Genomic DNA, 26778 nt, shown 5'->3' with positions numbered 1-26778 from the left:
TTTCTGTTCTTTCCCATCCCGCGTCAAACGCACGATGTGCATTTGACGATGACACGCTTTTGTTAGCCGCTCTTAGTGAGGCTACTCCTTGCTGATGCAGACGCTGAGGACCATTCGACAGCACCTCATTTAGCAGTAGCTCAGATTGTGGAGCTGGCGATTGACCGCGCCGAACTTTTTGTTGATCTGGTGTTTCGGGCTCAGTCGTCCCCGAGATTGCTCGCAGACCTCGTTATTTATCCTCCAACTTCAGGGCTCGCTTGTCTTCTGATAGCCCAGTGGAGGTCTCCTGTCGGCGCGTGGGATCGCGGTCTTTCTGAACGTGATCACAAGTTCGGTCAAGAGGAGGTGTTCGCCGACGCGGTCTCGATACTCGGAGAGCATCTGCGCACCGGAAAGGCGAACGGTTGCGAGGCCGCAGCATTGCTAAGTTGGATGCATGGGCGAGCAGGCCCCGGTTTCACTGATGACGTTGCTGGTACGGATTCGCTGGTAGCAATACTTCATCGAGAACTTGCTGGCTCTGCCCTCCCCACGCTGCTTGCGATGGTGCAGGCACTCGATGGTTCCGGCTTGCGCGGGGGAATAGGGGCGCCCGAGTTTGCTGCAGTTCTCGATCTTTGCTATCTTGGTGCCATCGAAGATGCGGTAGACGCCAACACCGTTGTAATCGCCTATGTGGACTCCATCGCCAAGGGCTGCTATTCGCTAACGGCCCATAGGATAGGAGCTTCGCGTGCAGCTGTGCTGGCTCGCATCTCCGAACGAACACCAGCTCTGCGCAAGCAGTTCCTTTACCCCTTGGATGTTCGCGCCCGACTGGCTGCCACGACACCTCAAGATAATGAATTTATCGTCGCCGACTCCATTGGGCGGTCGCTGCGGACGCACATCCGAATTCTCTGCCTTGCTGTCATCGGTGGGGCGGCAGACGTTCCAGCAGACATGTTTGATGCCTTGGTCTCTGCTGTTCGGAGCGGAGCACTACAACACAAGGAAAAAGGGCGCGTTGCCGCGTTCGCTCCACGTTTTGAGAAACCTAGCTTTGGCCAAGCCTCTGATCGGCCGCTTGCCGCAGACCTTGCAGCCGTCTTGAAGTTCGTCAATCGACAGCAACAAGAAATATTGTTGGCTGTAGTTCTTGAAACCGATGAGCCACTCGTTCTCGCACAGTTGTTATCTAGAAGTCCGCCCAATCTTCGTTCCGGCATTGAAAGTCGCATTGCTGCGCTTGCGCCGATTGATGCGGGCACGATCCATTCCCTTCCGGAAATGCAGGCCCGCATCGACGAACTGCTTACGGCGGGCGCTGCAGCCGCGGCTGCAAGTTATATGGCGGCCGAGGCTAGTCTAAAGACATTCGGGAAAACCGCTGGGCGCGAACTCATCCGTTTTCAGAACCAACTTCGCCTACATTTTCTGCAGCAGGATTGGGCTGCGATTGCGGCCATGGCTGATCCGAGTCTCCCTTCGCCGCTGGACCAGGTGGCGGCAATTGAAACCTTGCAGCAATTTCGCGCACTTGTGGCACTCAAGGGGGAAAATCCAAATCCCACATGGGCAAGAACGTTATTTGCAGAGCTTTTCGAAAAACGTCCATCACTTAGTTTTGCCACAAACTGGTTTGCAGCTGAAATCAGCGAATTGCTTCAGGCAGATAGTTTTGGTCTATTAAACGGAGAGCATATCCGCAGGGGACAGAAGGCGATTGAGGAAGTCGAGCGGATGATTGGGCTGCTCCCAGCAGCTTCCATAGATGAGGCCTTGGAATGCAATCGTGCCATGTTGCTGCTCGCTCTAGCTGAGCCTGGGCAGGCCCTTGGCGTTCTATCTGCCGTGGCATTTGATCGCTTGCATGATACGGCCGCAGCTTATCGCTCTATAGCGCTGGCCAGGCTAGGCCGGCAATCGGAGGCTACTGCGGCGCTAGACGCCGCTGAATACACCTTCGGCGGATCTCCTGTACTGTCGGCAGCACGACGTCACATCGCCAGCGGCGCACCTTTCCTTGCGGTACCTGATGTCTCTGTATATGAGGATATGGTTGATAACGTCGCATCGGCGATTGCCCGGTTTCGGACGATGAATCCCACTGACCAAGCTAGAGTACTTCAACGACGCGCAGATCCGTTTGAAGCTTTGTTGGTCGACTATGTCCGGGCCGCTGCCGATGCAATCGTATCCCTGGTTCCGATGATGAAAGGCGTCCAGATTGACGCCATCGAGGACGATCTAAGTGCCTTTATCCAGCACTTGCTAGCGGCTCGTGTCCAATTTCTAGGGTGGTCGGTTGGTGATCAATCAAAAGGAGGTTTCAGCGAGAAGGGCAACGCAGGCGAACGAGATCTTTTGGTTACCTGGGGCAGCTCTGTCCTGGCCCTGATTGAGGCCGTAATCTGTGACAAGCCTCTTACCCAGAACGCGATGAGGGCAGATCTTGAAAGTCATTTTCAGAAGCTACTTGGGTACGGCAATCCAAGGATATTTTTCCATCTCACTTACGCGTATGTCGAAGACAAGCAGGCGCTCATGCGGTTCTTGGAGACATCGGCCGAGGCCGCCAGTCCTCAGGGGTTTACCTATATTGGGCGTGAACTGATCCCTCATGACGATTCGCGGCCTCCGGGATTCATTGCGCGATACTCCGCAGATTTTGGTGAGGTAAAGGTTGTTTTTCTTCTTCTAAACCTTGGTCAGCAGCGACAACGACAGGCCGCAAAGATTGCTGGTTCAACGAAGGCCCGAAAGGCACAGAAGCGCCATTAAATGGACCGAGCGTTTCTAGTGGTTTGCATCTATCATTTTTGCGTATTAACAGAATATTCCGAAGTGTGGATTGCAGCTTAAAACTTAAATTGCAAGGAAAAAATATTTTACGACGGTAGTCGGGAATTGCACGCTAGACCGATTGAAGATGAACGTTACTTTTTAGCAGCTTGTTAGGAACGAATCGATGAGAATAGATTTGGCGTACTGTATTGAATTGGGGCGTGTTGTTAATATACAGGAAGCATGTCGAGAATTTGCGGCACAAGATAGACACGAGAAATTTAACTTCCTATGCTCTGACCCAATATGTCGGATCAGTAAAAAAGAGACTGGGGTTCGCATTACCGGGGCAAATCACTACAAGCTGCCAGAAGAGCATGCGGTAATTCAAAGTCCTCATTACCGTAAACTGGATGATCACCTATTTACTTGCGAATGGGTTGAGTTGAATTCGGCGCTTCAAGAGAGGCTGATAGAAAAAGGCAACGAGGTAGACGCGGCACGAACGTTGCAGCGAAAAATGACTCGTTTGGTTACCCGTTTTGTTATTCCTGAAGTCGTTGAAAATGAGGCTTCAGACGAAGTTGTAGCTCTGCTGGAGCGAATTCGCCGAATCGATGACCCTATTGCTCGGCGTAAAGCGCGTCTTGAATATGCAAGAGGTGCCGGATCTACGGCAACCAGCCTTGAGGCTCTGGTTAGTTGTTACGAAGAGTTGCTGAGCGAAAATGCATTGACGGAGGAATTTACTATCGCGGGGTATGGGCGGCTAAGTTTTCGTGATGCTTTTCAACAACTTCCGTTTGAGGCTAAAAATAGCTTTGCTATATACCACGGTGGTGCATATTTCAAAAAAAATTATTCGACAGGATTCTTGTTGAGTTTTTATGACAAAGTCAGTGAGTGTGGCAATGAGGGGACTACCGAAGTGCCAATTAGTTTTTACGTTTCGTCAACCGCTATAAAAGATTCTCGACATGGATCCAAGTTTAGAAAAATTGTCAACGAGGCTGAGAAGAATAGAGGCAAAGGTGCTTACCTGAAGGTCTACTGGATAGGCAGCTTGAAACGAAGCGAAAGAGGTTATGAGGCTGTATTTTCAACACTGTCTCATGTTGTTATGCGTCTTGCATTTTCAAAATCCAAAAAAACTTGATCTATTTTTATTTCATATGTGTTTAGACGCCTAAATAGAAATTGGATAAAAAATAAGGCGTCAATAATTCCTGGTAGTGTGATGTCAAACTGATCTATTGTAGGGCCAAAAATGTGGAGAGAACTTCCACTTAGAAAAATGGTGATCGCTATACAAGATGCGTCGTTTGAAGAAAAAATATCGATAGCCAAGTAAATGCGATTACCCAATTGGTAACTATGGATTTTGATTGTGGGATACTTTCCCAGTTCTTGAGAAACAAAATTTCCGAGTTGCTTCATCCAAGTTTGAAAATCTGAATCTTCACTGCACTCTCCATCTTGACAGCTCTCTTTTCTGAATTCAATCCAGTTGGGTGGATTTATGTGCTCGGTCATTTCACATTCCTTTCTTTTTTGATTTTTGCGGCAAGGCAATTGACACGACTGGGGAGAGTTGCGTGATAGCTATTTAGCGGATCACGGATTGGCATTGAGACCCAATTGCCTGAAATGGCGCGCTCTGGGCCTACGCTTGTTCTTGTGTGGCTTGCGAGAGGTGGCACAGTTATGCTTCTCTGTACGGAACAGTTATGATTCCAGCGACATTCTGTGTAGCGTGGGCTATCGCCGCGTTGCGTCGTCCTATTTTTGACTACGCAGCGCGCGATCAGAATTCAGGGTGCCTTCAAGCGATGGAAGCCTATTCATGGGACATTGAATTCTTGGAATTAACGCTGCTACCAGCGGGGCAATCACCACACCACCGATGCTAATGTCCGTATGGTGTCGGTCAGTCTCTAGTACAGCATCTCAACAGCACGAGGGGAGGCTTACGTGGGAATTGAGAGCCTCAAGTGCGGTAGCGAACACGTGCAGGCGAGCCGCATGATTTTGTAGTCGGGTAGCATGTCGTGCCGCAGAAGTCAGGAATTGATCCAAATGCAAACCCCTCCCGAAGGTCTCCCGGCCTACCGCATCCTCACCGGCGTAGATGACGCCACGTTCTGCAGGCGTGTAAGTGAGGCAATTGCCCTGGGGTACAAACTCTATGGCTCACCCTCCGCAACGTTCAATGGTCAGAGCGTAATCGTCGCTCAGGCGATCATCTGGCCGACGATCGAATCTTCAATTGCTCAGAGCTGAAATCCGCTCTTGTAATGTGCTGTGTGCGGTCGATTTTGGTGAGCGTGACAACGCAATCGGCAAGAGGTGATCTCGTGTCAGCTGGTCAAGACTGGATCGACTCTAACACTCAGGTAGACCAGCCTATGGAGGCCGAGAGCTGCGTCTTGTCGGCGTAGACCATCAGGGTTTCCAGTTGAGCCACTTCGATACCCTTGACCAGGGCCTGGGCCATGATCTGCACTGCATCAGCACCGATCTGGCGGCAGGTGATCTCGAAAGTGACGTCCTGTTCTGGCAGCACCGGACGCTTGAAGGCACAGCGCCGTACGGAGGCCAACACGCCGATGCGTTCGCTGGGTAATGACTGCACGTAAGGATCGGCGCTCAGCAATCCAGCACCCGCAAGTTGGGTCACGGATTCAATCAGCATGACTCCGGGTACCAGAGGATAGCCGGGGAAATGTCCCCGGATCATCGCGTTGTCCAGTGACCAGTTGGCGATTGCCGTGTAGACGCGTGGGCCCCGTGCGATCAACTGCTTGCATGCGAATATGGGGCCGCGATGGGGAAGCAGTTTTTCAATCGCCGTATGGTCCAGGGTGAATGGAAACTCGGGAATGGGTTGCGTCATGGTGCGGTAAACCGACGTGCCACCAGGGATACATTGCTGCCGCCGAAGGCAAAGGAATTGGACATCACCGCTTCGACGTGACAGTCGTGGCGGGCCCGAAGCGGGATGTAGTCCAGATCACATTGCGGATCGGGGTTGTCGAGGTACGCAGTGGGTGGCAGGGAGCCACTGTTCAATGCCTCGATGCTCAGCGCCAGCTCCAGGGCACCGGCCGCGCCGATAAGATGCCCGTGCATGGATTTGGTCGAACTTACTGCCACCTGCCGAGCGGCACTGCCAAAGGCTTTGTGGATGGATTGGGTTTCAATGACGTCACCGGCGACGGTTGCGGTGCCATGGGCATTGACATACTGAATTTGTTCCGGGGCCAGGCCGGCTTCCTGCAGTGCTTGCTGCATGGCGTGGACTTGGCCGTCGATGCTGGGCGCTGTCAGGTGCTGCGCGTCGCTGCTGCAGCCGTAGCCGGCCAACTCTGCGAGTACTTGGGCTCCGCGCTCGGTACTGCGGGAGGCGCTTTCGAGGACCAGGGCTGCAGCGCCTTCGCCAATGGCAAAGCCGTTTCGATCCTTGGCAAACGGGCGGCAGCTGCGAGAGGGGTCGTTGGCGTAAGGCTTGGCCATGACACGCAACGCGTTCCAGCCCAGCATGGCGCCAGGATTGAGCATGGCTTCGGTGCCGACCACCACCGCTGCGTCCAGATAGCCATGGCGAATGGCCCGATATGCCTCGCCGATGGCTATAGCCGAGGATGCGCAGGCTACCGAATAGGTGTTGCTGGGGCCGTGCAGTCCGTAACGCATGGAAATGGCTGCAGCGGCGGCATTGGCCATGATCCGTGGCACCGTGAGCGGATGCATGACGGTGGGGTCTTTGTGTTTCAGGCTGGGGTCGGACAGCGTCTTGTAAAAGCGCGCATACAGGCTGTCACTGGTTTGCGAACCGCCAAAGCCGATGCCGACGAAGACGCCAATGCGTCGCGAATCGGTCGGCGGATAGGCAAACCCGGCCTCTCTGATGGCCTGTGCGGTGGCTACGAGCGCAAATTGGGTGGCACGGTCGAGTCCCTGGTCGGCTTGTTCCAGCAGGGTTTCCGGGGAGACACTGGCCTGCGCCACAACGATGTGGGGGAGCCTGGCGGCGATATCTACGGGGCAGGCTCCAATGCCGCTACGTGCATCCAATGCAGCGGCAAATGCACTGGCCTTGTCGGCACCCAGAGGGCAAATGATGCCGGAGCCGGTGACAACTACTTTATTCACAGCGCGTTGATTAGTTTTTGGTAGCCTGGAGCTTGCTGTGTTCCTGGACCATGGTGTTGATGGCTGCAACCATTTCGGCAAAGGTCATGGGCAGAAAGACCATGGGGTCCGGAATTTGGAAACCGTATTTGTCTTCGACTTCAAACAGCATTTCGACCAAACCCAGGGAGTCCAGTTCGAGATCGGCAACTTTCAATATCGGATCTTCAAATTTCTTGGGATCAACACCCGCCGTCTCCACTAAATAATTCTTGATTTGATCAAATAACATGCTGGCTACTGGTGTGACATTGTGGTGATGAATTGTATCGGAGCCGGGCTCAGCGAACGGAGGCCTGAAAACCGGGCCGCTGCATCGATCCGCTCGTGCGCCCAGCCGTCGCCGGATGATTTTCCTGGATTATTCCGACGGTTTCAGGAATTTCACGTGCTTTAGAATCAAACGCTTCTGCACACCGCTGTGTGCGGCCCAGGTGATTTGTTGAGGAGGATCACACTGGAAACAATAACCAACTGATTTCACTCGCAGCATTCATGAGCAAGGGGCCTGGTCGTAGAGTTGCTGTCACAGGCGTCGGAATGGTGAGTCCCTTTGGTGGAGACACCGATGACTTCTTCGCCAGTATGTTGCGCGGCGATTCCGCTATCCGTCTTTACGAGCATCCCACCTCGCCATCCCGGTTGGTGCAGCCTGCGGTGACCTGCGCCCAGTTTGACGCTAAAGCGTCGATTGGCCATTTGATTGCCCATGTGGCTGATCGCTATAGCCAGTTGGGTGTGGCGGCGGCGTTTTCTGCCTGGGATGATGCCGGTTTGGCGCGCGAAGGGGCAGGCTCTGACGAATACGGTGTGTCTTGGGGCACAGGCACAGGTGGCATGCTGACGTACGAGAAGGGCTACGGAGACATGTACCTGCGTGGCAAACAGCGGGTCTCCCCCTTGTCGGTGCCCATGGCGATGAACAATGCGGCCGCCTCTCATATCGCCATGGCTTTGGGCTTGGGCGGTGCCTGCCTCACCTATTCAGTGGCCTGCGCTTCTTCAACCGTTTCCATTGGCGAGGCGTTTCGGCGCATTCAACGCGGTGAATCATCCCTGATCGTCGCCGGTGGCTCCGAGTCTCCGCTGGCCTTTACTATCATGCGCGCCTGGGAGGCCATGCGCGTGGTGGCAACAGGTGATGAACAAACCGCGTACCGTGCCTGCCGCCCCTTTCAAAAAGGGCGCAAGGGCCTGGTGCTGGGCGAGGGGGCTGCCGCGCTGGTGCTTGAGGACTGGGAGCATGCGCAGCAGCGTGGCGCCCGCATCTACTGCGAGCTGGCAGGGTTTGGGCAAAGTTGTGACCATACACACCTGGTGCGCCCCGATGCCCAGGGGCAAGCCAGGGCCATCGGGGCGGCGCTGCGTGAAGCTGAACTCATACCGTCACAAGTCGGCTATGTGAATGCCCATGGCACGGCCACCGTGGAAGGCGATCCGGTTGAAATCAATGCACTCCGGCAGGTCTTCGGTGCCCATGCAGAGCAGTTGGCGGTGAGTGCCACCAAGTCGATGCATGGACACTCGCTGGGTGCGGTCGGTGCGATCGAAGCGCTGATCACCGTGCTGGCACTGGCCCGGCAGGCGATCCCGCCCACCGCGCATCTGGAGCAGGTTGCCGAGGACTGCCTGGGGGTTCGCCATGTGATGGGTGGCGCCCTGCTGGATGTACCGCTGCAGGCGGCCATCAGCAACGCCTTTGCATTTGGGGGCAGCAACGCCGTTCTGGCATTTCGTGCGGTCGGTTGATGATGTTTAACGCTTGTTGGATACTGCTTTTTTGATGCTGTTTTTTCGCCATCTGTATGCTGCTGCTCGCCTGCGTTTCGCACTTGCGATACTGGGTGTGGGGTGTTTGACCTGGACCGCTCTGGCTTTGCCCTTGAGCCTGGTCTTGCCAAGCCGTTGGGGCATGTGGGCGGGGCGCCGCATGGCCACACTTGGGTTTCGGGCCTACCTTTGGCTGTTGGAAGTCATTGATCTGGCGCATTTCGACATTGTTGTGCTGGACGCCCTACGCGGCGCCGGTCCTTTGATCCTGGCTGTCAATCACCCGGGCCTGCTGGATGCGCTGATGGTGTTGTCCCGGCTGCCGAATGTGACCTGTATTCTCAAGGCCTCGCTGATGCGCAATCCCTTGTGGGGGGCCGGTGCCCGTCTGGCAGGGTACATTCGCAACGACCTGTTTCTTGGCTCGGTCAATCTGGCGGTGGACGAATTGCACCACGGCAGTCAATTGCTGTTGTTTCCCGAAGGGACGCGCAGCGATCCAATGCCGCTGGGTGAGTTTCATATCGGTGCGGCCTATGTGTCCTATCGCTCCGGTATTCCGATTCAGACCATCATCATCGAGCAGGACAGCCGGTTTTTGGGCAAGGGCTGGCCATGGCTGAAGCGACCCGACATGCCGATGCACTTTCGCATCCGTCTGGGCCGGCGCTTTGATCCACCAAGCAACCCCAAGGCATTCACGGTGACCCTGCATGATTATTTTCGTAGTGAAATCACGCCTCTCTCCGGAGGAGCCTGATCGATGCACACCGAGCGTATAGGGCCGTCCACCAGCCACCTGGTGCTGATCCCCAGTTACAACTCCGGCGCCCGGGTTTATGAGACCGTGGCACAGGCCCGCGCGCACTGGAATCCGGTGTGGGTGGTGGTTGACGGCAGTACCGACGGCACCGCCGCCGTCCTGCTGGAAATGGCCGACCTGGACGACGGCCTGCGGGTCTTTGTGCTGCCGCAAAACCAGGGCAAAGGGGCGGCTGTGTTGCATGGGCTGGAACAGGCCGCGCAACAGGGTTTCACCCATGCCTTATGCATGGACTCCGACGGGCAGCACCCGGCGAATCTCATCGAAGCCTTCATGCGTTGCTCCCAGGCGACACCCGCGGCCATGGTGTTAGGTGTGCCGGTATTCGATGCTAGCGCGCCGGCGTTGCGCGTCCAGGGGCGCAAGATATCCAACTGGTGGGCAAATTTGGAAACCTTGTGGGCGGGCATAGGCGACTCCTTGTACGGCTTTCGTGTTTATCCGGTGGTTCCGTTACGCGCCGTGATGCGGGGCCAGCGTTGGATGCGCCGTTTTGATTTTGATCCCGAGGCCGCCGTGCGCTTGTGCTGGCGCGGTGTGGTGCCGGTCAATCTGCCCGCGCCGGTGAAGTATTTGCAGGCGCATGAGGGCGGGGTTTCCCATTTCAACTACCGTCGCGACAACCTGCTGCTGACCTGGATGCATATCCGTTTGATGATTGGGTTCGTGCTGCGCCTGCCGGCGCTGATCATTAGAAAACTGAGTGCTTGAATCGGCCAGAATCTGCAGAGGCATATGTCCATAACAGTCTTGGCCCATCTTCTTCGCGAACGAATTTCCTGGCGTAAGCCGCCCAGGGTGCCGGAACCTGACCTGGTCATGGAAAGCGTGGCGCAGACTTCGTCTTTTGCCCAGGCCGGCGAACAAGACGGGGCATTGGCGTTTCTTTATTTGTACAACGCCTTGCAGATTAGCGCGGTCCTGCAGCCGGGCGATCGGGTGCTGGATCTGGCGTGCGGCCCGGCCCAGCAACTGATGCAGATTGCACGCCTGAATCCTGACGCGCGCTTTGTCGGCCTGGACGCGTCGCCCACCATGCTGCAGTGTGCGCAGAGCGCACTGGCGAGCGCAGGTGTCAGCAATGTCGAACTGGTGCACGGCGACATGGTCCGCCTGACCAAGCTGGAAGATGCCAGCATGGACTGCGTGATTTGCACCATGTCCCTGCACCATCTACTAGACCAGGCGGCGCTGCACGCCACGGTGCTTGAGATTCGCCGCGTGTTGACGCCGCAAGGGCGCTTCTATTTGACGGATTTCGGGCGACTCAAGCTGATCCGCACCCAGCGCTTCTTTGCCGATGACCTGCGGCAGTCGGTGCAATTCACCGAGGACTACTTCAACTCCCTACGGGCCGCATTCAGTGTGGAAGAGTTGTCGGCTGCCGTGGCACCGTTGGGTTTGGACATGAAACGCCATGTGACGGTGCTGGCGCCGTTCATGGTGGTGTTCAAAAGCTCATTCCAACGCCCGATAGATGCGCAGACGCTGCAACGTGCCAAGGAGACGTTTGCCAAGCTGTCGGCTGCGCAGCAGGACAATTTTCGTAGCCTGGTCACATGGTTCCAGCGCAGCGGCTACGCCTTACCCTGCGACCTTGAATAGGAGTGGGAGGCAGCGGCGCCTAGCGCGTTGAACACCGGTTGTGCATACAGCTGCAAGAGCGCTTCGCGCGCTGCAGTGCTCGGCAATCCCATGTTGGTCAACTCCGTCACCTGGCTGGCAATCAGGTCCATGAATGTTTGTGCGTAGGGTGTGCCCAGGTCCCAGTTGCCCTGGGTCAGCAGGGAATGGGCGATCTGGTTGCTGTCCCAGACGCGATAGATGTTCCAGATTTGTGCATCGATCCGGTCCGTGACTTTCTGTACTACGTCGGCGTCGGGGGCGTCGTCCAGGCGGATTTCCTCGCCAAACGCCAGGTGGACATGGCCCTTGTCTGCGACCAGGCTGTCACGAATTTGCGCAACGTCTTCGCCTGCGGACTTGTTGTACTCACCGCATGTGCGTCGCAGCAGTGTTTCGCGCACCTTCTGGATGGCACACGGCTCGAATTCGTAGGAGGCAGCAACCGGCACGATGTGTAGTTTTTCGAAATCCGTGTAGGTCCGTGCACCGGCTAGACCCAGCATCTTGATGATGGCAGGGTCGGTGTGGTCGTTGCCGTCCTTGGTGCGTCCGGGGCTTTGCGACAACCAGATCGAATAACGCTGTTCATCGATTTGCCGAGCCAGGTAGGCCGCCACCTGCCGGGCGTTGGCATAAACATCACGGCGTGCGCCATTGCGCTTGATGACCACACCATTGAGCAGCAGCATCAGCTCGGAAACACCGGGTGTGGTCATCAGATTGTCGCCAACACAGACCTTGCAGGTGCCACGTCCGCTGGCCAATAGGTTCAGCGAGACCAGCGCGGCATCCATGACGATACAGCGGTGGTTGGAGATGAACAGAAACTTGCGATCGATCGGGAGCCGGTCCAACCCAGAAATACTCAGGCCTTGCGAGGTTTCGCGCAGGATGCGCTGCAGCATCGGATTGACATAGGCGAACTGGAAGTCCTCTGTGCCGCGGAAGGCATTGGTCTGCTCGATGACGGCCTGTCGGGAAAGACCAGGAAAACACCAGCGCAAGATGGTGTTGGCAAGCGGGCTTGCAAAAAAACGTTCTCGGCTGTCCGCAAATTCGACGGGACTGTCCACTGTGCGCTGGGTTGTTGCGTTCAGGTTCGTGGCGCTCAGGTTTGCAGCGTTCAGGTGACGGGCTTGCATCCTGTGGGGTAGGTTAAACCATACCGCCGTTGACCGAGATGATCTGGCCGGTGATGTAGGCCGCACTGTCCGAGGCAAGAAACCGCACCAGCGCCGCAACTTCTTCCGGTTTGCCCGCACGCTTCATCGGCACCAGGTTGGCAATGGCGGTGCTGTCAAAGACGTCTTTGGTCATGTCCGAGCTGATGATGCCGGGGGCGACGGCATTGACCGTGATGCCGCGTGTGGCCAACTCCAGCGCGAGTGACTTGCTCGCTGCGTGCAGCGCGCCTTTGGCGGCGGCGTAGTTGGTCTGGCCACGGTTTCCGGTAATGCCGGCAATCGAAGAAACACTGATGATGCGGCCCCAGCGGCTGCGGATCATGGGCATCGACAGCGGTTGCGTGACGTTGAAGAAGCCATGCAGCGAAACGTCGATCACGCTGTGCCACTGCTGGCGCTGCATGCCGGGAAATACCGCATCGTCGTGGATGCCCGCGTTGTTCACCAGCACCTGGATCGGTCCGTCCTCCAGCAGGGCTTCCAGTGCGGCCTGGGTGGCGCTGCCATCGGTCACGTCAAACTGAACGGCCTGCGCCGAGCCGCCGCTGCTTTTCAGTTCGTCGCACAGGCTTTGGGCGCTGGCGAGGTTGCGGTTGGCATGGACAATCATATGCAGGCCATCGGCTGCGAGGCTGCGGCAGATCGCCGCTCCGATGGCGCCACTGCCACCGGTGACCAGGGCGCGCTTCATGGATGTTGACTCCGCGTAGTGGGGTTGATGTCGCAGACCTCGACGCCGAGTCGCAGCGTGTCCAGGTATTCCAGCACCACCGATCCGCTGCGAGCCTGCGCCAGCAGGGCCAGCAAGGGCAGGCTGCGTGCAGCCGGAATGCTCAGGCGCAGCTGCTCTAGGTCGTCTTCGGGCATGCGCGTCGCGGTGGTATCGCCAAGTGTCAGCTTCAGTAGTGCGCGGGCGGTCGGCGTCTGGCGGGGGTTGAGAACCAGGGCCACACCCATGGCAGCGGGGATCGGCCGCAGACGCTGCAGGGGCTCGGGATATGCCGTGTCATAGGCCAGCAGCAGGCAAGGTTTGCCACTGCTGATGGCTTGGGTGGCGGCTTCCAGCAGGCCGGCGGCGAAGGTGGCATCAAAGGCGCTCAGGCTGGTGCTGGGCTCCATGCTGCCGGTGGCGATGCCCCAGTAGCCGGACGCTGCGTTGTGCACCGAATTGTGGAAGCGAGTCGGGGACAGGGCGCGGTCGGGGGAGGCCAGGGTTTCCAGGATGGCATGGGCGTTGTCGCAGTCGGCTTCCGTCGAGGAAAACACCGTGGCCAGTTGGGCAAGATCAGCTCCGGCATGGTTTGCCGCCGCCAATCCGATGGCCATGGACAGCTTGACGGGCGTGCCGACCCGCCGGCGTTCGGCGGGAGGCAGCTTTTCTACCGCGGGCAATGCCGTAGGCGCCGCGACATAGGCTTGTCGTCCGGTCAACACGTCGCAGGCTTGTTCCCAGCTCGTCAGGCCAGGCCCGAGAAGTCCGACACCGTCGAGGTAGATGTTGTGCGTGGTCATCTGTGATCAATCGCGCTTTGCATCTGTGGTCTTCTCTCCGTCTACCGTGGTTAGCCAATGATTGTAGGTGCTGGCACCTGCAATCAATCCGAGAAGGAGGCGTGTGGTCTCAGGGTGTGTGCTGCGCATCCACGCGTTCCCGCGTCAGAATGGCGGCAAAGACCAGGGCCAGAAAAGCGCCCGGCGCCACGGTGCTGCCGATGGCTGCGAGTACCGGTACCTTGGACAGGCCCAGCAAACCAAAACTACCCACCGACGTCAGGTTGGCGACGAGCAGGGCGACTTGTGTTTGCTGCCGATAGGAGGCGCTGCCGGTCTGTGCGCCGCGGTCGAAGAACAGGGCGTAATTGGAGCCGACGGCAACCACCAGCAGCAAGCCAACCAGATGCAGGATGGTGAGCTGGGTGCCTTGTAGCAGCAGAACCGCGGTGACGGACACCACGGCACAAGCCAGCGGAGCGGCCACCCGCAGTGTGCGAACCCAGGAGCGCAGCGAAGCCATCAGCAGCGCGAGGATGAAGAGGCAGCCCAGGCTCGCCAGCCACAGGGCCTCGTGGCGATAGCCATCAAACAGGCTGCTGGACTCTTCCAGCATGTCGATTACGACGGCGTCGTTCAACCCCTTGGCGCGCAGCGCAGCATGCACCTGGTCCAGCGGGATGTTGTCCGCCAATGGGCCTTCGTCCATGGGTCGCACGGGCATCAACACCAGGTAGTCCGACGCGCGCGGCACCAGCATCGAGTCCACCATCAGTGCCGCCGAGGTGCCATCCAGATCCACGCGCTGCAAGGGCGGGTGTTGCTTTGCGGTTTGCAGGTCGGCCAGGAACGCGCCCAGACGCTCGGCCCGCACCGGCAAGCCTTGCAGCGCTTGCTGCAACCGGGCCTGTGCCTGTGCCTCGTCGGGTAGTGCAGCTTGCCTGGCACGCTGCATGGCCAGGCTGGGCAGTACCGTGGCGGGGGAGTTGAAGCCGGCGATCACCTGCTCTTTCGTCAGGCCTTGCAGCACGGCGCCAGCCGTTTCGGCCTGTTGCAGCGCGGTTTCCTGGTTCTTGGCTGTCAGCGCCATGATGTAGCGTGTATTGGTTCCGCCCAGGTCGCCGCGCAGTTGTTCGTCCGCCCGCTGTTCGGACTTTGGCAGCGGATTGAGGCCGGAGAGTTGGCGGTTCCAGATGCTGCCGTGGTGGAGCAGCACGGCGCTGGTGGCTACCAGTGCCAACACGGCCACCGGCCAGCGCAGCGCGGCGGCGCGCCCGATGGCGTGATCGAGCCTGGCGGCAACCCGGCTGAGGTCGCGCAAGGCCAATTGCTGTGGTGTCAGCACCGGCAGCACATAACGCGTGACCAGCACGGCGGCCACCAGGCCGCTGATGGAATACAGGCCCAGCTGGGCCAGGCCGGGGAAGCTGGAGCTCAGCAGGGCGGCAAAACCGGCGATCGAGGTCAGCACGCCAAGCCAGATGGTGCGCCAGAAACTGCCCGAGATCTGGCTGCTGCCGCGTTGCAGGAAGAAGTAGATCGCGTAGTCCACTGCTTCGCCGATCAGGGTGGTGCCGAAGCCCAGCGTCAGGCCGTGCACCTGGCCAAAGCCCAGGCTCACCGCGGCAATGCCGACCGCCACCCCGGACAGCACGGGCAGCAGGCTCAATACCAGCAGCATTGGTGAGCGGTACACCGCCAGCAGCAGGCAAACCACCAGCACAAAACTGGCGGTGGCCAGGCGCCCGACCTCTTCTTCAATGGTGTTGCGCGAGGCCGCCGATGACACACCGGCACCGCTCATCACCAGGCGGGCGTCCGCACTGCGTCCAGGCAGCGCGCTAAACAAGCTGCGGGCCGTGCTCACCGCCTGGGACTGCGCTTCGGTGTCGGACCCGGCGGCCTGGGTAAAGGCCAGCAGCAAGGCGCGTTTTCCGTCGCGCGAGGCCCAGGCGCCGTCGATGTTCTGTGGTTGGCTGAGGCCGGAAAACTGCTCCAGCAGTTGCAGGGTTTCACCCGTGGGGTCGCGCGCGAACAGGCGCTTGATGGTCATCCCCGCATCGCCGGACAACGCGTCGATGGAGCTGCTGATCACTGCGTGCAAGCCGTCGGCCTCGAAGCGCGCGGGCGTGACTGCCGGGCTGAGCAGATAGCGGTTGTCGAAGAAGTAGGCGCGGTCATGCTCCTGGGTTTCTTCTTGCCCGTTTTGCACTGCGACAAACAGGCCGGTCTGCTGCAGCTCCTTGGCGAGGGCGCGTGACAGGCGGGCGCGTTCAGCGGCATCCCCACCCTCGATGCCCATCATGATCAGCCGCGCCACCGCGCCATGGCGCAATTGGTCGATCAAGAGTTGCTGGCGCGCGTTGGGCGTGCGGGGCATGAATGCCGATAGATCCGCCACGAAGTGGGTTTGCACGATCACCAGCAGGCAGGCCAGCATTCCGGCCAGCCAGAGGACGAGCGGCAGCACATGCTGCTTGTTTTTCATGGTGCTGGCTCCCAGAATTCGAAGAAATTGAACCAGTTGTAGGGCGCTGCCTTGCAGTGCCGCTCCAGCGCCGTGGCGTATTTTTGCAAACTGTCGCGGACCGCCTCATCGCGCTGCTTGCGTGTGACGTTGGCAAAGTCGGCCAGCGGCTCGAAGTGCACCTCATAACGATTTCCGCCGCAGTACAGTCCGGTCATGAAGTAGACCGGGCGCCCCAGCATGGCCGCCATGCGAAAGGGGCCGGTGGGGAAGCGTGCCGGTGCTCCCAAGAATGGCAGTGTGAGGTATTGGTCCGGGCCGGTCGCACGGTCGGCCAGGACGCCGACCAGGGCACCGGTTTCCAGCTTGTGGTGGACGGTCAGCATGGAGTCGATTTGGCCCAACGCAATGATGCCGGTGATTGCATCTGGATTGATAGCCGCCAGCGCGCGATTGAGCTGCCGGGCATTTTCTGGGTACATCGCAACGCAGGAGTCGAGATGGTTGCTGCGGCTATGGGTCAGCAAGACTTCGAAGCTGCCCATATGCGCGCCGAACAGCAGCATGCCGTGGTCCTTGCCCCTGCCCTGGTGGTCGATGATCGGCTCTGCACCAAACACCTGGATGTCAAACAGATTGACTTGGCCGTTGAGCAGGTAGAACCGGTCATGGATGGTGCTTGCAAACGCCAGGATGTGTCGGTACAGATCGACCCATGTAGCGGGGCGCTGCAGGGCTCGAGCGAGGTAGCTGCGTGAAGCCTTGCGGGCGGTTGGTGCGGCCAGCAGAAAGTACAGGGCAATGCCATAGATTACGGCGCGCGAGAGACGGCGTCCAAAAATCAAGGAAATGCGACTCATCAGCTGGAGCAGGAAAAAGCTGCCGCGCTCCTTACGCTGCATCCACGCCAGCTTGTCGTCAAGCTGTTTGGAAGTGTTTGGTTCGCTCATGCGGCGGCACTTGGGGGCAAGGGAAAGCGGCCGCTGGCAATCTTGCGGGCTGCGCTGCGGATTTCGAAGCGCACTGTGGAGACGCCGACTTCAAAGTCGAGTTCGAGTGCATCCGCGGGGGTAGCAGGGCTGTGGAATTTGGCTTCGGCCAGGGCCTGGACCTGATGGCCAAGTTGGGCTTCAATTGCTGTTTGCGCCCAATCCAGCAGCAGCACGCCGGGCACGATCGGGCGCCCCGGAAAATGGCCCGGGAACGCCGGGTGGTCCGCGGCAAATGGCAGGGGTACGACGGGCATCTCAGGTTTTCGTGGCAAGGTGTTTGGCACGCAGTTCGGCCAGGGTCGATGCGGTTACTTTTCCGTTGGCATCGCGCGGCAGGGTCGCAAGAAAGACCAGGGGCCGAGGTAGAAATACCGGGTCCACATGCTGGCGCAAGTTGGCCATGATGGTTGTGCTCGTCAGCGAGGGGGCCACGACAAAGGCGATCAGCCGCGGTGTTTCGTCGGCCGATGCGCTTTCGTGCATGCAGAAAACGCCGTCCTCCACGCCGGACAGGCTGAGTAGGAGTTGGTTGAGAAACGCCAGCGAATTGCGTTTGCCGACGATGTTGATCATGTCCGAGTTGCGACCCAGCAGGCGAAAGCGGTGTGGACTCAGCAGCTCCACCACATCGTTGAGTGTTTGTGGTGCGTCGAAGTGTTCGGCATGGGCGCAGGTCTGGTCTTGGCCCTGGTCCTGTCGCAGCGTAATGCCGGAATAGGTTTCCCATTCGGTTCCCTGGGTCGGACGCCGGGTCGCCAGCGCACCGGTTTCGGTGGAGCCATAGATTTCCACCATGGGCGCGTTCAATTGGGCTTCGACCTCCTTGGCCAGTTCCAGTGACAGCGGTGCCGTGGCCGACAGCACGGCGCTGACGCGTGGCAATGGGATCTGCGCGTCCATCAGCTTGCGCAAGTGAAAGGGAGTGGAAACCAGCAGGCGTGGCTCGGGCAGTTCGGCCAGAGCGCTGGCTACGTCGGCTGGAAAGAATGGTTGCCGCGCGCTGAACTGACCACCTCCAAAGATGGGCAGCAGCACCGTCGCTTCCAGTCCGAACATGTGCTGGGGTGACACGGTGCCTAGCACCGAGCAGGGGCCGCCGGCGGTCTCCCACATGCGCTCGGCCTCGGCAATGGCGCACTTGTGCATGCGCCAGAAGGTCAAGGTATGGGCCTGCGGCTTGCCGGTCGAACCCGAGGTGAAGATGCGGGCGATCTGCTGGGTACGCGGTATCAGTGGCATTTCCAGGGGGGCGTCGTATGCCGACGTGGCCGCCTGCGGAACCACCACATTGGGTATCTGCGCCAACACCGGTGTGACCTGCTCGTCCAGGCAGATGGCGTCAGGGAAGTCGGAGTACAGCGCAGCCATGTTTTCGGGGGCCGTGGAGTTCTGCAGCAGGCTCACCACGCCGCGGCTGATGGCTGCAAACAGGGCGACCGAGAACCAGTAGCGGTCCTTGCATAGGTTGAACGCATGTCCGGTCTGCGGCAGTTGCGCAGCCAGGGCCAGGACGTCACGCAGGAACTCGGCCTGGCTGACCGGGCGCTGGTTGCGGTAGGCGATGGTGCGGGTGGCCAGTGATTCGGGTAGGGGTAGTAGGGGCAGCGTATTCATGGCAGGGGAGCAAGGGGATTCTGGTGGGCTGTCGGGGGCTTGAGCATCACGCCAGCACGGCCACGCAGCAGCAGGCGGTCACCGCAAAGGATGCTGAAGTCGTACAGCAGGCTCACCTCGTTTCCGGATATGCGGCTGGCCTGGACCGTGAGCTCAGGGCCCGCATCGTCCAGCCTGGGTGCCCACCATTCCACGTTGCGCACACTGGTGAGGTAGCCGACTTCCGGGAGTTGGTCCACCGGAGCCAACAGGGCGCCATGCACCGCCATGGCTTGCGCCGCATATTCAATGCCGGCGCTGATGGGCAGTCCGTGCGCATTGCGCAGCGGGTTGCCGGGTGCCACGTGGCTGTGGGCGCAACACTGGATTTCGGAGTCGTTCCAGCGCCTGACCGCTTCCAGCAGGCACATGCTGCCCTGGTGTGGAATGTGACGCTGAATCCAGGTCCGGTCGATCTTCATGGTTGCAGCGTGACGGCAAGGTTGAGCCCCGGCAGGTATTCGATCATCAGATTTTGCGGTTGCTGCATGGCCAGGGCCGACAACAGCGGCAGTGCGCGCGCGGCGGGCACGTTGCGGCGCATGGCTTCGAGGTCCGGGGTGGGCATGGGCATGGTGTGGGCGGCTTCCTGGGTCAGCGACAGCGTCAGGCGGCACTGGGTGGTGGCGCTACGTTCCGGTGTCAGTAGCAGGGCCATGCCGAAAGGGTGTGCGACGCCGCTCAGAGCATGCAGGGGTTGCGGATAGGGCGTGTCGAACGCCACCAGCAGACAGGGCTGGGCGTTGCTTCGGATCTGGCTGGCGGTTTCCAGCAGCGCGGCACCAAAGCCGGCATCATGCGCGCTCAGGCTGGTGGAGGGCTGCCGGCTGCCGGTGGCAATGCTCCAGTACCCGGCTGCCGCGTTGTGCACCGAATTGTGAAAGCGGGTGGGTGAAATGGCCCGGTCACTTGATGCCAGGGCTTCGAGGATCTGGTGGCAGTTGTCGCAATCGCCGGCACTCGATACGAACACCGAGCTCAAATGCTGCAGATCGATCGGCGACTGCAGGGCCGCGTCATAAGCAACCGCCATGGCCAGCTTGACTGTGATGCCCAGGCGACGGCGTTCCGCCGCCGGCAGGGAGTCGACGCTGGGCAACTGCAAAGGCCTCGCATGGTAGGTTTGCGGCGCGGCGAGCACGGCACGGGCGTGTGCCCATCCATCGAGCCCAGGTGCATATAAACCGACGCCTTCAACAAAGACCTGCAGGGCTGTCATGCCCTTTTCCTGGAGAACAGCAGACTGCAATTACTGCCGCCAAAGCCAAAGGAGTTGCTCAGCGCGTGGGTAATTGCCAGTTCCTGGTTCGCCAAAAGGTAATTGCAATGCAGGCGTGGATCGAGGGTACTGGTGCCGGTGCCACCAGGCAAAAAGTTATGACGCAGTGCCATCGCGCAGATCACGGCTTCCACGCCGCCGGCGGCTCCCAGGGTATGACCGGTATGGCCCTTGGTGGAGCTGCATGGGGTGGTCGTGCCGAACACCGCGGTCACGCCCAAATCTTCGGCGGCGTCGTTGCTGGGTGTAGCGGTGCCATGCAGGTTGATATAGCCAATCTCCTGTGGCTGCAGGCCAGCCATGTCTAAGGCGGCCTGCATGGCCAGGCGCGCCCCGAGTCCCTCGGGGTGGGGTGACGACATGTGGTGCGCGTCGCTGGATTCGCCGACTCCACTGAGCAGGATGTCGTCCGCCTGGGCCTGGTCGGCACGCTCGAGCAAGATGAAGGCGGCGCCTTCGCCAATCGAGATGCCGTTGCGCTCGGCGTCAAAGGGCATGCAGGGGCGGCTGGATATCAGCTGCAACGAATTGAAGCCATAGAGGGTTGTCAGGCACAGGGAATCGACGCCACCTACCACCGCTGCATCGATCAGGCCGCAGCCGATCATGCGTTGGGCAATGCCAAATACCTTGGCACTCGACGAGCAGGCGGTAGAGACCACGTAGGCAGGGCCCTGAATATCGGTGTAGTGGCGCACGAAATCCGCCACGGAAAACATGTTGTGGGTATGCCGGTAACTGTGGCTGACGGGCAGGGCGCCGCTGACAGGGTCGCGCTGGCGATAGGCCTGCTCCGAACTCAGAATGCCCGAAGTGCTGCTGCCCAGGAACACACCGATGCGTTTTCGGCCGTAGCGTTCGGCAGCGGCTTGCACACTCTGCATGAAATCGTCCTGCTCCAGGGCGAGCTGGGCCAGGCGGTTGTTGCGGCAGTCGAAGTCCTGCATGTCGGCGCGCATGGCCACCGCATCCAGGCCGTCGACCTCGCCCACACAGGTGGGCAGGTTCACCGTTTCCCAGGAGCGCGCCTGCAGGCCACTGCGCTGTGCGCGCAACGCACTCAGGGTGTCGGCAATGCCGCGCCCCAATGCGGTGGTGGTCGTGAATGTTTTTACTAATAATGGCTGCACGGCAAATTCACATGATGGAACGCTGAAATTTTACTTGACCAGGGCAGGTGTTCGGTCCGCAAGGCGCTGCCAAACGGGGCGCCTGCGCTCAGTGGCAGCCCACATCCAGAAGTTTCAGTTTCAGGGCTGCTTACAGGCTTGGGCCAGCGTGACAGGCGATAGTCCGCGCGCCCGGATGGCCTCCAGCAACCTGGGTAGCACGCTCACGATCAGGGGCTCGCCCGCAGGCGTGCGTGCGGCATTGCCGTCGTGCAGCAGCAAGATATCGCCGGCGGCGAGTTGGTGGGTCAGTCGCTGCAATACTTTGTCAGGATCTCGCTCCCGTGTATCGAAACCACGGCGCGTCCAACTGGCTAGCTGCAGGCCCAAGCCATGCAGTACCGGGTCCAGAAAGGGGTTGCGCAGGCCGGCGACTGCGCGATAGAAGCGCGGAGTTTGGCCGGTGATGCGCTGCAGGATGTGTTGACCGTCCAGAATTTCGCGGCGCCAGCCTGTGGGGCCTGAAAGCGACAGGAGTGTCGGGTGGCGTGCCCCGTGGTTTTCAATGCGGTGCCCGGCAGCCAGCATGGTTCGGCACAGTTCTGGATGCGCAGCGGCGCGCTCGCCAATGCAGAAAAACGTAGCGTGGACGCCGTGCCGCGCCAGGATGGATAGGACCTGCGGGGTCACCTGGGGATCGGGGCCGTCATCGATGGTGATGGCCACTTCGGCCCGCTGCACCGCGGCGTTGGGGAGACGCACCAGGTTGGCACCCAGGCAGGTGCTGCGTGGCCACAGGCCGGCAGCGGTCAACATCAGTTGACTCAGTAAGATGGTGGCTGCAGCCCAACGCCATTCCTGTGGGTGGATTACCAGTAGCAACAGTGCTGCGCCATGCAGCGCTAGCTGGATCAGTAGAAACGGCCCGGGGCGCCAGGTGCGTGGCCTCGTGGGGTCGGTCTGCGCTGGCCTTGTGCTGTTCAAGGTGCGATCACTTATTGGAGATCGTCATTTCGAGGCGGTCACCATCGACCTGGTCAAAGGCGATGGCCTTGATGTTCGCGTCGGCACCGCCAATACGGACTTGGCGCACGACCTTGCCTACTGATTTTTGCACCGGCGTCAGTGTCAGCTGCCATTTGTCTTGCGTGCCGGTGAAGTCGACGGTGTAGTTCTTTTCAAGGGCGGTCTGGTCGCCGCTGAGCGTGCCCCGGATGCTCTCGACCAAAGCGGCAACTTCCGGGTGCTCTTGCAGACGCAGGTTGAGGGGGCGCTTTTCATACATGGTGACGGTCAGCTTGTCGCCGTCCAGCAGCATGGTTTCCGGGCGTGGCTTGAGGGTGTGTTTCTCCAGGCGGTCGGGCGCATCGAAGGACAGTTCACCGGAAGATTCCAATGGTTTGTCGAGAATGCCAATGTACTTTTTCTCGACGAAATTGGCTTTGCTGGAATTCTTTTGGGCCAGCAAATGCATCAGATCGGATAGTGCCCAGTCTCCGGCATGGCTGCTGGCGCACAAGGCCATGCCGGCGAAGGCGGCGAACAGTTGCAGTCGGAGAAGGAATGTCGGCAATGGCATGTCAGCGCTGCTCATAGGATCGATAGGCTTTGATAGTCTGTGCGATGCTGAAGTGGGGGCGGTCAGGCAGCACCCGCACACGAACCAGGTATTCGATGACAAATATCAGCCCGACGATCACAGGGGTGAGCAGGTTGGCGAAGTAGGACCAGGCGGTAATAGGCCCGTAGAAGAACAGGCCCACCGACACGACTCCGCTGGCAACAAAGTACACGGTCCAGATCAGCGTGACTTTCCATGTGTAGCGCATGTAGACCGGATCGGCCGGTCCCTGCAGCATCAGGCGTGTGACGCGTGAGCACAGTGCGTCGGCGTCACCACCTCCCAGGGTACTGCCAAATGTGGTGGCCAGCAGAACCATGGTGCCGGCATGCTGCACGAAATACAGCCAGTTGATGTGGTTGCGCAACTCATCGAGATGCAGCAGCACGGTAAGCGCCAGTGCGGCAAGCAGGGCCAATGCCAACCAGCGAATGCGGGAATGCCATGCAGCCAGCAAGGCCATGACCGTCAGCGGTGTGACGCCCAGCGCAAGCATCAGCAAGCTGGGGCGTTCGTCGATGGTCAGCAGGTGGCTGAAAACCAGATATGCAGCGCCTGCGATGGCGATCGTCGCGATCACCAACAACCGCGTGAGCCGGTTCACTTGGTGCGCTTGTCCGCGATATAGGCACTCAGGCTACGCAGCGATTTGAAGATCTTGAAGTTGTCGTCACCTTCGGTCTTCATCTGAATGCCATATTGTTTGGACACCACCAGCGCAATTTCCAGGATATCGATGGAGTCCAGGCCTAAACCATCGCCGTACAAATCGGAGTCAGCTTCGATACTCTCTGGTGCGACCTCAAGATTCAGCGCCGAGACTATGAGTTGTGCAACCTCGTGCTCAAGTTCTGCAATGGTCTTGGCGGCACTGGATGGGTTAGTCATTGTGCAAAAAGGTTTCGTGGAATAATCGGTTCGCGGCGCGACATGGCCTGATACCGGTGGCAGCGCTTCTAGTTAAAGATTCTTGCTGCCGAGTTTGTTGCAATTTGTAGCAATGCGCGATTTGGTCGCTATCACAAATAGCTTTAATTCTAACCCACCAGCATGCCGACCAATTCCCATGCCCAACCTGCTGTTGATTGGCGCAAAAAATTTTTGAATGACTTCTGGTTCAAATTCATTGGCACCAGTGCATTCATGTCGCTTTTCTTTTGGGCTTACTTCTTTTTGCTGAAGAACCCAGCGTTCCCGGTAACCATCATGCCGCTGACGGTGGTGGACCACTGGATCGGTTTTGCACCACTGGCCCTGATTCCTTATTTGTCACTTTGGATTTATTGTTCGCTGCCGGTGACCTTGATGCCAACGCGTACCCGACTGCTTAACTTCGGGTTCTGGATTGGCGCCATGTGCTTGCTCGCCTTGTCTTTTTTTTATTGGTTTCCGACTGCAGTGCCACCGGCCGATATCGATTGGGCGCAGTATCCCCAAGTAGCTTTTCTCAAAGGGGTGGATGCGGCCGGTAACGCCTGTCCATCGCTGCATGTGGCGGCGGCGGTGTATGCGAGTTTCTGGTTGTACTGGTTGGCGTGCGAGGCGCGCCTGGGGTGGCGTACGCAGTCGATTCAGATATTGTGGGGCATTGCCATTTTGTATTCCACCATGGCCACCAAGCAGCATGTGTCGCTGGATGTGCTGGCCGGTGCTGTGCTGGGTATGGTGTTTGCCTTGGCCTCGCGTTGGTTCGATCGCAAGCTGCAGTCAGTACGGCAGACTAGGGGTATGGGTGGCCAGGTTTAAAAATGAAATGTGGCGTTCATGGCGTGCGATGATTGATATTTATCCCATATGGCCTGGCAAGGTGATGAACCCCATGCATATGAAGTGGCGGGCTTTCTTTAAACCATGAATGATCACGACATCGCATTTCGCGCTGAACTTAAAGCGCACATTCTTGCCGCTGTCGACAAGGCAGAACCTGTCGGCGGATTGCACGACGACGAGCCGTGGTTCGGCCCTGAGTCAAGATTGGATCTGGATTCGCTCGATGCCTTGCAGATCTCCATGGCGATTCAAAAAAAATACCGTGTACGCATGCCTGACAGCAAAGACACGCGCCGCGCTTTGGTCTCGTTGAAGACCTTGGCCGAATATCTACGTAGCCACCAACCTGCATGAAGCCGGTGTATCTCCCGGGTCGCGGACTGGCCTGTGCGCTGGGACTGGAGCTGGGGGAGGCGCTGGTGGCGCTGCGCCAAGGCGGCTTCGCTACGGCAAATTATTCATTGAACGGGGAGGGCGCTGCCAGCTACCCTTATTGCGCCATTTCTTGCGTTGGCAATGATTGGAACGAGCGCGCGCGCGCGCTCGTGCAGCGCGTGGGGGCTGAGGCGGGCGCGCAACAGGCTTGCGGTGGTGCTTTGTTCATCGCCACTTCGTCGTTCGACATCGGGGCCGTGGAACATGGCGCCGCACAACTGGACTACAGCGCGTTCTCCGACAGGATCGCGGCCTGGTTGGACTGGACGGGGCCGGTGTACCTGGTCAACACGGCCTGCACCTCTAGCCTGAATGCCCTGCTCGCGGCCCATGCCCTGCTGAGCGTAGGCGAGGAAGATGAGGCGCTGGTTCTGGGTCTGGAGCTGGACAACCAGCTGACCTTGGGCGGCTTTGCTGCCCTGCAATTGCTTTCCTCCAGCCGCAGTCAACCCTTTGGTGCGCATCGCGATGGCCTGGTATTAGGTGAGGCGGTCGCAGCATTGAGGCTTTCTACACGCGAGTCGTCGCGCTGGCAAATGTTGGGCGGTGCGAATGTGGTGGATGGCAAGCAACCGACCGGGGCTTCGGCCGCGGTTGTGGCGAGCATGACCCAACGCGCACTGGCGCAATGCGGCTTGACCACGGACGCAATTGATCTCATCAAGGTGCAGGCTGCGGGCAGCCCGGCCAACGATGCGGTCGAGGCGCAAGGGCTGCATGAAACGTTTCAAGTCATGCCGGCCTTGGTCTCGCTCAAGGCCGCGATCGGACACACCATGGGCGCGTCCGGCGCGGCGGAGATCGCGCTGCTCACCACCTGCCTGGATCACGGTCACGGTGCATGGCCCACCTATCCGGATACGGTGGATACGACCTTAGGCGTCGATCTGGTCGCGCATCAGCCGGATTCTGTGCGCCGTGTTATGGCGACCATACTCGGATTCGGTGGCAGCCATGCCGCAGTCGTGCTGGAGCGCGCATGAAAGGCCTCTTCATCAGTGGCCGCTGCATCGCCGCGCCGCCCCCCGCAGACTGGCGCGAACAACTGGCACAAAAGCTGGTCGCGAAGCCCCGTCGCATCGGTGCTTGGGCGGAGTTGGGGCTGTATGGCGCCTTGTGCTGCATGGCGGATGCGGGTGAGATGACCCTGCCACAGGATGCAATCCTGCTGCTGACCAGTCGGAGCGGCACCCATGTCGCGACCGGTATTGCCCTGGAGCAGATGCGTGCAGGTCTGCCGATGCCGCTGACGTTCTTGCAGACACAGCCGAGCCAGTTGCTGGCCATGGTGTCGGCGCAGTTGAACTGGGAAGGCCATGCCTGCTTTTTCGCGGGAGCGCGGGCACAGGACTTGCTGCGCCTGGCGGAAGCCCAGGCCGGTGATGGCGGCGCGCTGATCGGCTGGGTGGATGATGTGGGCGACGTAAGTAATGGGGACGATGCGAATCGTGGCTCGACGAACTGGGTGCGTCTTCGCCGTGGCGGGCCGCAAACACAGGGTCTTGTTCCTGCATTTTCAGATGCAATGTTCTTGCCTGGTGGGGCGTGATGGGGGGTAAGAATGCCCAAGGGAGCAAAGGGAGCAAATGATAAAATTT

General features: G+C 59.2%; 29 protein-coding genes. 11 read left to right on the top strand and 18 right to left on the bottom strand.

Annotation, left to right across the window (positions count from 1 at the left end):
- Positions 1 to 147 precede the first annotated feature (147 nt).
- Together AC07O2_RS24655 and AC07O2_RS24650 are read left to right on the top strand one after the other, a co-directional pair.
- A complete protein-coding gene (locus tag AC07O2_RS24655; protein WP_495234786.1) occupies positions 148 to 2766 on the top strand; it encodes a hypothetical protein in 2619 nt (872 codons plus the stop codon).
- Positions 2767 to 2953: 187 nt separating this feature from the next.
- Positions 2954 to 3925: a hypothetical protein gene (locus AC07O2_RS24650; RefSeq protein WP_495234785.1), complete on the top strand. Its 972-nt coding sequence runs from the start codon at positions 2954 to 2956 to the stop codon at positions 3923 to 3925.
- Here AC07O2_RS24650 and AC07O2_RS24645 read toward each other — a convergent pair.
- On the bottom strand, positions 3880 to 4302 hold the full coding sequence (locus AC07O2_RS24645) for a hypothetical protein (RefSeq protein WP_495234784.1): 423 nt from the start codon (positions 4300 to 4302) through the stop codon (positions 3880 to 3882). The two genes, AC07O2_RS24650 and AC07O2_RS24645, sit on opposite strands and share 46 nt — an antisense overlap.
- A gap of 543 nt (positions 4303 to 4845) precedes the next feature.
- Here AC07O2_RS24645 and AC07O2_RS24640 point away from each other — a divergent pair.
- Positions 4846 to 5049: a DUF1737 domain-containing protein gene (locus AC07O2_RS24640; RefSeq protein WP_495104926.1), complete on the top strand. Its 204-nt coding sequence runs from the start codon at positions 4846 to 4848 to the stop codon at positions 5047 to 5049.
- 109 nt (positions 5050 to 5158) lie between these two features.
- Here the strand turns inward: AC07O2_RS24640 and AC07O2_RS24635 are convergent, their stop codons facing one another.
- Genes AC07O2_RS24635 through AC07O2_RS24625 form a run of 3 tightly spaced genes read right to left on the bottom strand, consistent with a single transcriptional unit; the run spans position 5159 to position 7192 of the window.
- On the bottom strand, positions 5159 to 5662 hold the full coding sequence (locus AC07O2_RS24635; protein WP_495234783.1) for a 3-hydroxyacyl-ACP dehydratase FabZ family protein: 504 nt from the start codon (positions 5660 to 5662) through the stop codon (positions 5159 to 5161).
- Positions 5659 to 6921: a beta-ketoacyl-[acyl-carrier-protein] synthase family protein gene (locus tag AC07O2_RS24630; protein WP_495234782.1), complete on the bottom strand. Its 1263-nt coding sequence runs from the start codon at positions 6919 to 6921 to the stop codon at positions 5659 to 5661. The genes AC07O2_RS24635 and AC07O2_RS24630 overlap by 4 nt, the downstream gene beginning before the upstream one ends.
- A 10-nt stretch (positions 6922 to 6931) precedes the next feature.
- On the bottom strand, positions 6932 to 7192 hold the full coding sequence (locus tag AC07O2_RS24625) for an acyl carrier protein (protein WP_495098695.1): 261 nt from the start codon (positions 7190 to 7192) through the stop codon (positions 6932 to 6934).
- A 263-nt stretch (positions 7193 to 7455) separates the two neighbouring features.
- On the opposite strand from AC07O2_RS24625, the gene AC07O2_RS24620 reads away from it, so the two are divergent.
- From AC07O2_RS24620 to AC07O2_RS24605, 4 genes are all read left to right on the top strand, one after another.
- A complete protein-coding gene (locus AC07O2_RS24620) occupies positions 7456 to 8709 on the top strand; it encodes a beta-ketoacyl-[acyl-carrier-protein] synthase family protein (RefSeq protein WP_495234781.1) in 1254 nt (417 codons plus the stop codon).
- A 13-nt stretch (positions 8710 to 8722) separates the two neighbouring features.
- Positions 8723 to 9490 carry a lysophospholipid acyltransferase family protein gene (locus AC07O2_RS24615; RefSeq protein WP_495234780.1) on the top strand — a complete coding sequence of 256 codons (768 nt, stop codon included), beginning with the start codon at positions 8723 to 8725 and terminating at the stop codon, positions 9488 to 9490.
- Positions 9491 to 9493: 3 nt separating this feature from the next.
- A complete protein-coding gene (locus AC07O2_RS24610) occupies positions 9494 to 10264 on the top strand; it encodes a glycosyltransferase family 2 protein (RefSeq protein WP_495234779.1) in 771 nt (256 codons plus the stop codon).
- Between the two features lie 87 nt (positions 10265 to 10351).
- On the top strand, positions 10352 to 11158 hold the full coding sequence (locus AC07O2_RS24605) for a class I SAM-dependent methyltransferase (protein WP_495234778.1): 807 nt from the start codon (positions 10352 to 10354) through the stop codon (positions 11156 to 11158).
- On the opposite strand, the gene AC07O2_RS24600 is transcribed toward AC07O2_RS24605, so the two are convergent.
- From AC07O2_RS24600 to AC07O2_RS24535, 14 genes are all read right to left on the bottom strand, one after another.
- Positions 11131 to 12321 carry a 1-acyl-sn-glycerol-3-phosphate acyltransferase gene (locus AC07O2_RS24600; RefSeq protein ID WP_495234777.1) on the bottom strand — a complete coding sequence of 397 codons (1191 nt, stop codon included), beginning with the start codon at positions 12319 to 12321 and terminating at the stop codon, positions 11131 to 11133. The genes AC07O2_RS24605 and AC07O2_RS24600 overlap by 28 nt on opposite strands.
- Before the next feature lie 13 nt (positions 12322 to 12334).
- On the bottom strand, positions 12335 to 13054 hold the full coding sequence (gene fabG, locus AC07O2_RS24595; RefSeq protein ID WP_495234776.1) for a 3-oxoacyl-ACP reductase FabG: 720 nt from the start codon (positions 13052 to 13054) through the stop codon (positions 12335 to 12337).
- Positions 13051 to 13875, bottom strand: a complete 825-nt coding sequence (locus AC07O2_RS24590; protein WP_495234775.1) for a beta-ketoacyl synthase chain length factor — start codon at positions 13873 to 13875, stop codon at positions 13051 to 13053. Before AC07O2_RS24590 ends, fabG begins: the two co-directional genes overlap by 4 nt.
- Before the next feature lie 109 nt (positions 13876 to 13984).
- Positions 13985 to 16342, bottom strand: a complete 2358-nt coding sequence (locus AC07O2_RS24585; RefSeq protein ID WP_495234774.1) for an MMPL family transporter — start codon at positions 16340 to 16342, stop codon at positions 13985 to 13987.
- Positions 16339 to 17271, bottom strand: a complete 933-nt coding sequence (locus tag AC07O2_RS24580; protein WP_495234773.1) for a lysophospholipid acyltransferase family protein — start codon at positions 17269 to 17271, stop codon at positions 16339 to 16341. The genes AC07O2_RS24585 and AC07O2_RS24580 overlap by 4 nt, the downstream gene beginning before the upstream one ends.
- Entirely contained in the window at positions 17268 to 17567 is a 300-nt protein-coding gene (locus AC07O2_RS24575) for a 3-hydroxyacyl-ACP dehydratase FabZ family protein (RefSeq protein ID WP_495234772.1), read from the bottom strand. The genes AC07O2_RS24580 and AC07O2_RS24575 overlap by 4 nt, the downstream gene beginning before the upstream one ends.
- 1 nt (position 17568) lies before the next feature.
- Positions 17569 to 18927, bottom strand: coding sequence for an AMP-binding protein (locus tag AC07O2_RS24570; RefSeq protein ID WP_495234771.1), 1359 nt, complete (start codon positions 18925 to 18927; stop codon positions 17569 to 17571).
- Positions 18924 to 19388: a hotdog family protein gene (locus AC07O2_RS24565; protein WP_495234770.1), complete on the bottom strand. Its 465-nt coding sequence runs from the start codon at positions 19386 to 19388 to the stop codon at positions 18924 to 18926. Before AC07O2_RS24565 ends, AC07O2_RS24570 begins: the two co-directional genes overlap by 4 nt.
- Complete coding sequence (locus AC07O2_RS24560; RefSeq protein WP_495234769.1) at positions 19385 to 20185, bottom strand: beta-ketoacyl synthase chain length factor; 801 nt, start codon at positions 20183 to 20185, stop codon at positions 19385 to 19387. Before AC07O2_RS24560 ends, AC07O2_RS24565 begins: the two co-directional genes overlap by 4 nt.
- A complete protein-coding gene (locus AC07O2_RS24555) occupies positions 20182 to 21375 on the bottom strand; it encodes a beta-ketoacyl-[acyl-carrier-protein] synthase family protein (RefSeq protein WP_495234768.1) in 1194 nt (397 codons plus the stop codon). Before AC07O2_RS24555 ends, AC07O2_RS24560 begins: the two co-directional genes overlap by 4 nt.
- Before the next feature lie 120 nt (positions 21376 to 21495).
- A complete protein-coding gene (locus AC07O2_RS24550) occupies positions 21496 to 22170 on the bottom strand; it encodes a polysaccharide deacetylase family protein (RefSeq protein ID WP_495098710.1) in 675 nt (224 codons plus the stop codon).
- A 175-nt stretch (positions 22171 to 22345) separates the two neighbouring features.
- Positions 22346 to 22933, bottom strand: a complete 588-nt coding sequence (locus AC07O2_RS24545) for a LolA-related protein (protein WP_495098711.1) — start codon at positions 22931 to 22933, stop codon at positions 22346 to 22348.
- A gap of 1 nt (position 22934) precedes the next feature.
- Positions 22935 to 23579, bottom strand: coding sequence for a COG4648 family protein (locus AC07O2_RS24540; RefSeq protein ID WP_495098712.1), 645 nt, complete (start codon positions 23577 to 23579; stop codon positions 22935 to 22937).
- Positions 23576 to 23863 (bottom strand): phosphopantetheine-binding protein, encoded by a 288-nt coding sequence (locus AC07O2_RS24535; RefSeq protein WP_495098713.1) that lies wholly within the window; start codon positions 23861 to 23863, stop codon positions 23576 to 23578. The genes AC07O2_RS24540 and AC07O2_RS24535 overlap by 4 nt, the downstream gene beginning before the upstream one ends.
- A 255-nt stretch (positions 23864 to 24118) precedes the next feature.
- Between AC07O2_RS24535 and AC07O2_RS24530 the strand changes: the two genes are divergently transcribed.
- The 4 genes from AC07O2_RS24530 (at position 24119) to AC07O2_RS24515 (ending at position 26729) form a co-directional block, all read left to right on the top strand.
- Positions 24119 to 24721, top strand: a complete 603-nt coding sequence (locus AC07O2_RS24530) for a phosphatase PAP2 family protein (protein WP_495234767.1) — start codon at positions 24119 to 24121, stop codon at positions 24719 to 24721.
- A gap of 105 nt (positions 24722 to 24826) precedes the next feature.
- On the top strand, positions 24827 to 25099 hold the full coding sequence (locus AC07O2_RS24525) for an acyl carrier protein (protein WP_495098715.1): 273 nt from the start codon (positions 24827 to 24829) through the stop codon (positions 25097 to 25099).
- A complete protein-coding gene (locus tag AC07O2_RS24520; protein WP_495234766.1) occupies positions 25096 to 26163 on the top strand; it encodes a beta-ketoacyl synthase N-terminal-like domain-containing protein in 1068 nt (355 codons plus the stop codon). The genes AC07O2_RS24525 and AC07O2_RS24520 overlap by 4 nt, the downstream gene beginning before the upstream one ends.
- A complete protein-coding gene (locus tag AC07O2_RS24515; protein ID WP_495234765.1) occupies positions 26160 to 26729 on the top strand; it encodes a hypothetical protein in 570 nt (189 codons plus the stop codon). Before AC07O2_RS24520 ends, AC07O2_RS24515 begins: the two co-directional genes overlap by 4 nt.
- Positions 26730 to 26778 lie beyond the last annotated feature (49 nt).

Source organism: Rhodoferax sp. GW821-FHT10B06, from assembly GCF_059415605.1.
This window is presented reverse-complemented; position numbering and strand designations above follow the sequence as displayed.

What these genes read in the sequence shown, in the direction of transcription:
- AC07O2_RS24650 (WP_495234785.1), top strand. Translation starts at nt 2,954, where the DNA reads ATGAGAATAGATTTGGCGTACTGTATTGAATTGGGGCGTGTTGTTAAT.
- AC07O2_RS24645 (WP_495234784.1), bottom strand. Translation starts at nt 4,302, where the DNA reads ATGACCGAGCACATAAATCCACCCAACTGGATTGAATTCAGAAAAGAG.
- AC07O2_RS24640 (WP_495104926.1), top strand. Translation starts at nt 4,846, where the DNA reads ATGCAAACCCCTCCCGAAGGTCTCCCGGCCTACCGCATCCTCACCGGC.
- AC07O2_RS24635 (WP_495234783.1), bottom strand. Translation starts at nt 5,662, where the DNA reads ATGACGCAACCCATTCCCGAGTTTCCATTCACCCTGGACCATACGGCG.
- AC07O2_RS24625 (WP_495098695.1), bottom strand. Translation starts at nt 7,192, where the DNA reads ATGTTATTTGATCAAATCAAGAATTATTTAGTGGAGACGGCGGGTGTT.
- AC07O2_RS24620 (WP_495234781.1), top strand. Translation starts at nt 7,456, where the DNA reads ATGAGCAAGGGGCCTGGTCGTAGAGTTGCTGTCACAGGCGTCGGAATG.
- AC07O2_RS24610 (WP_495234779.1), top strand. Translation starts at nt 9,494, where the DNA reads ATGCACACCGAGCGTATAGGGCCGTCCACCAGCCACCTGGTGCTGATC.
- AC07O2_RS24600 (WP_495234777.1), bottom strand. Translation starts at nt 12,321, where the DNA reads ATGCAAGCCCGTCACCTGAACGCTGCAAACCTGAGCGCCACGAACCTG.
- fabG (WP_495234776.1), bottom strand. Translation starts at nt 13,054, where the DNA reads ATGAAGCGCGCCCTGGTCACCGGTGGCAGTGGCGCCATCGGAGCGGCG.
- AC07O2_RS24590 (WP_495234775.1), bottom strand. Translation starts at nt 13,875, where the DNA reads ATGACCACGCACAACATCTACCTCGACGGTGTCGGACTTCTCGGGCCT.
- AC07O2_RS24585 (WP_495234774.1), bottom strand. Translation starts at nt 16,342, where the DNA reads ATGAAAAACAAGCAGCATGTGCTGCCGCTCGTCCTCTGGCTGGCCGGA.
- AC07O2_RS24580 (WP_495234773.1), bottom strand. Translation starts at nt 17,271, where the DNA reads ATGAGCGAACCAAACACTTCCAAACAGCTTGACGACAAGCTGGCGTGG.
- AC07O2_RS24575 (WP_495234772.1), bottom strand. Translation starts at nt 17,567, where the DNA reads ATGCCCGTCGTACCCCTGCCATTTGCCGCGGACCACCCGGCGTTCCCG.
- AC07O2_RS24570 (WP_495234771.1), bottom strand. Translation starts at nt 18,927, where the DNA reads ATGAATACGCTGCCCCTACTACCCCTACCCGAATCACTGGCCACCCGC.
- AC07O2_RS24565 (WP_495234770.1), bottom strand. Translation starts at nt 19,388, where the DNA reads ATGAAGATCGACCGGACCTGGATTCAGCGTCACATTCCACACCAGGGC.
- AC07O2_RS24560 (WP_495234769.1), bottom strand. Translation starts at nt 20,185, where the DNA reads ATGACAGCCCTGCAGGTCTTTGTTGAAGGCGTCGGTTTATATGCACCT.
- AC07O2_RS24550 (WP_495098710.1), bottom strand. Translation starts at nt 22,170, where the DNA reads ATGTTGACCGCTGCCGGCCTGTGGCCACGCAGCACCTGCCTGGGTGCC.
- AC07O2_RS24545 (WP_495098711.1), bottom strand. Translation starts at nt 22,933, where the DNA reads ATGCCATTGCCGACATTCCTTCTCCGACTGCAACTGTTCGCCGCCTTC.
- AC07O2_RS24535 (WP_495098713.1), bottom strand. Translation starts at nt 23,863, where the DNA reads ATGACTAACCCATCCAGTGCCGCCAAGACCATTGCAGAACTTGAGCAC.
- AC07O2_RS24530 (WP_495234767.1), top strand. Translation starts at nt 24,119, where the DNA reads ATGTCGCTTTTCTTTTGGGCTTACTTCTTTTTGCTGAAGAACCCAGCG.
- AC07O2_RS24525 (WP_495098715.1), top strand. Translation starts at nt 24,827, where the DNA reads ATGAATGATCACGACATCGCATTTCGCGCTGAACTTAAAGCGCACATT.
- AC07O2_RS24520 (WP_495234766.1), top strand. Translation starts at nt 25,096, where the DNA reads ATGAAGCCGGTGTATCTCCCGGGTCGCGGACTGGCCTGTGCGCTGGGA.
- AC07O2_RS24515 (WP_495234765.1), top strand. Translation starts at nt 26,160, where the DNA reads ATGAAAGGCCTCTTCATCAGTGGCCGCTGCATCGCCGCGCCGCCCCCC.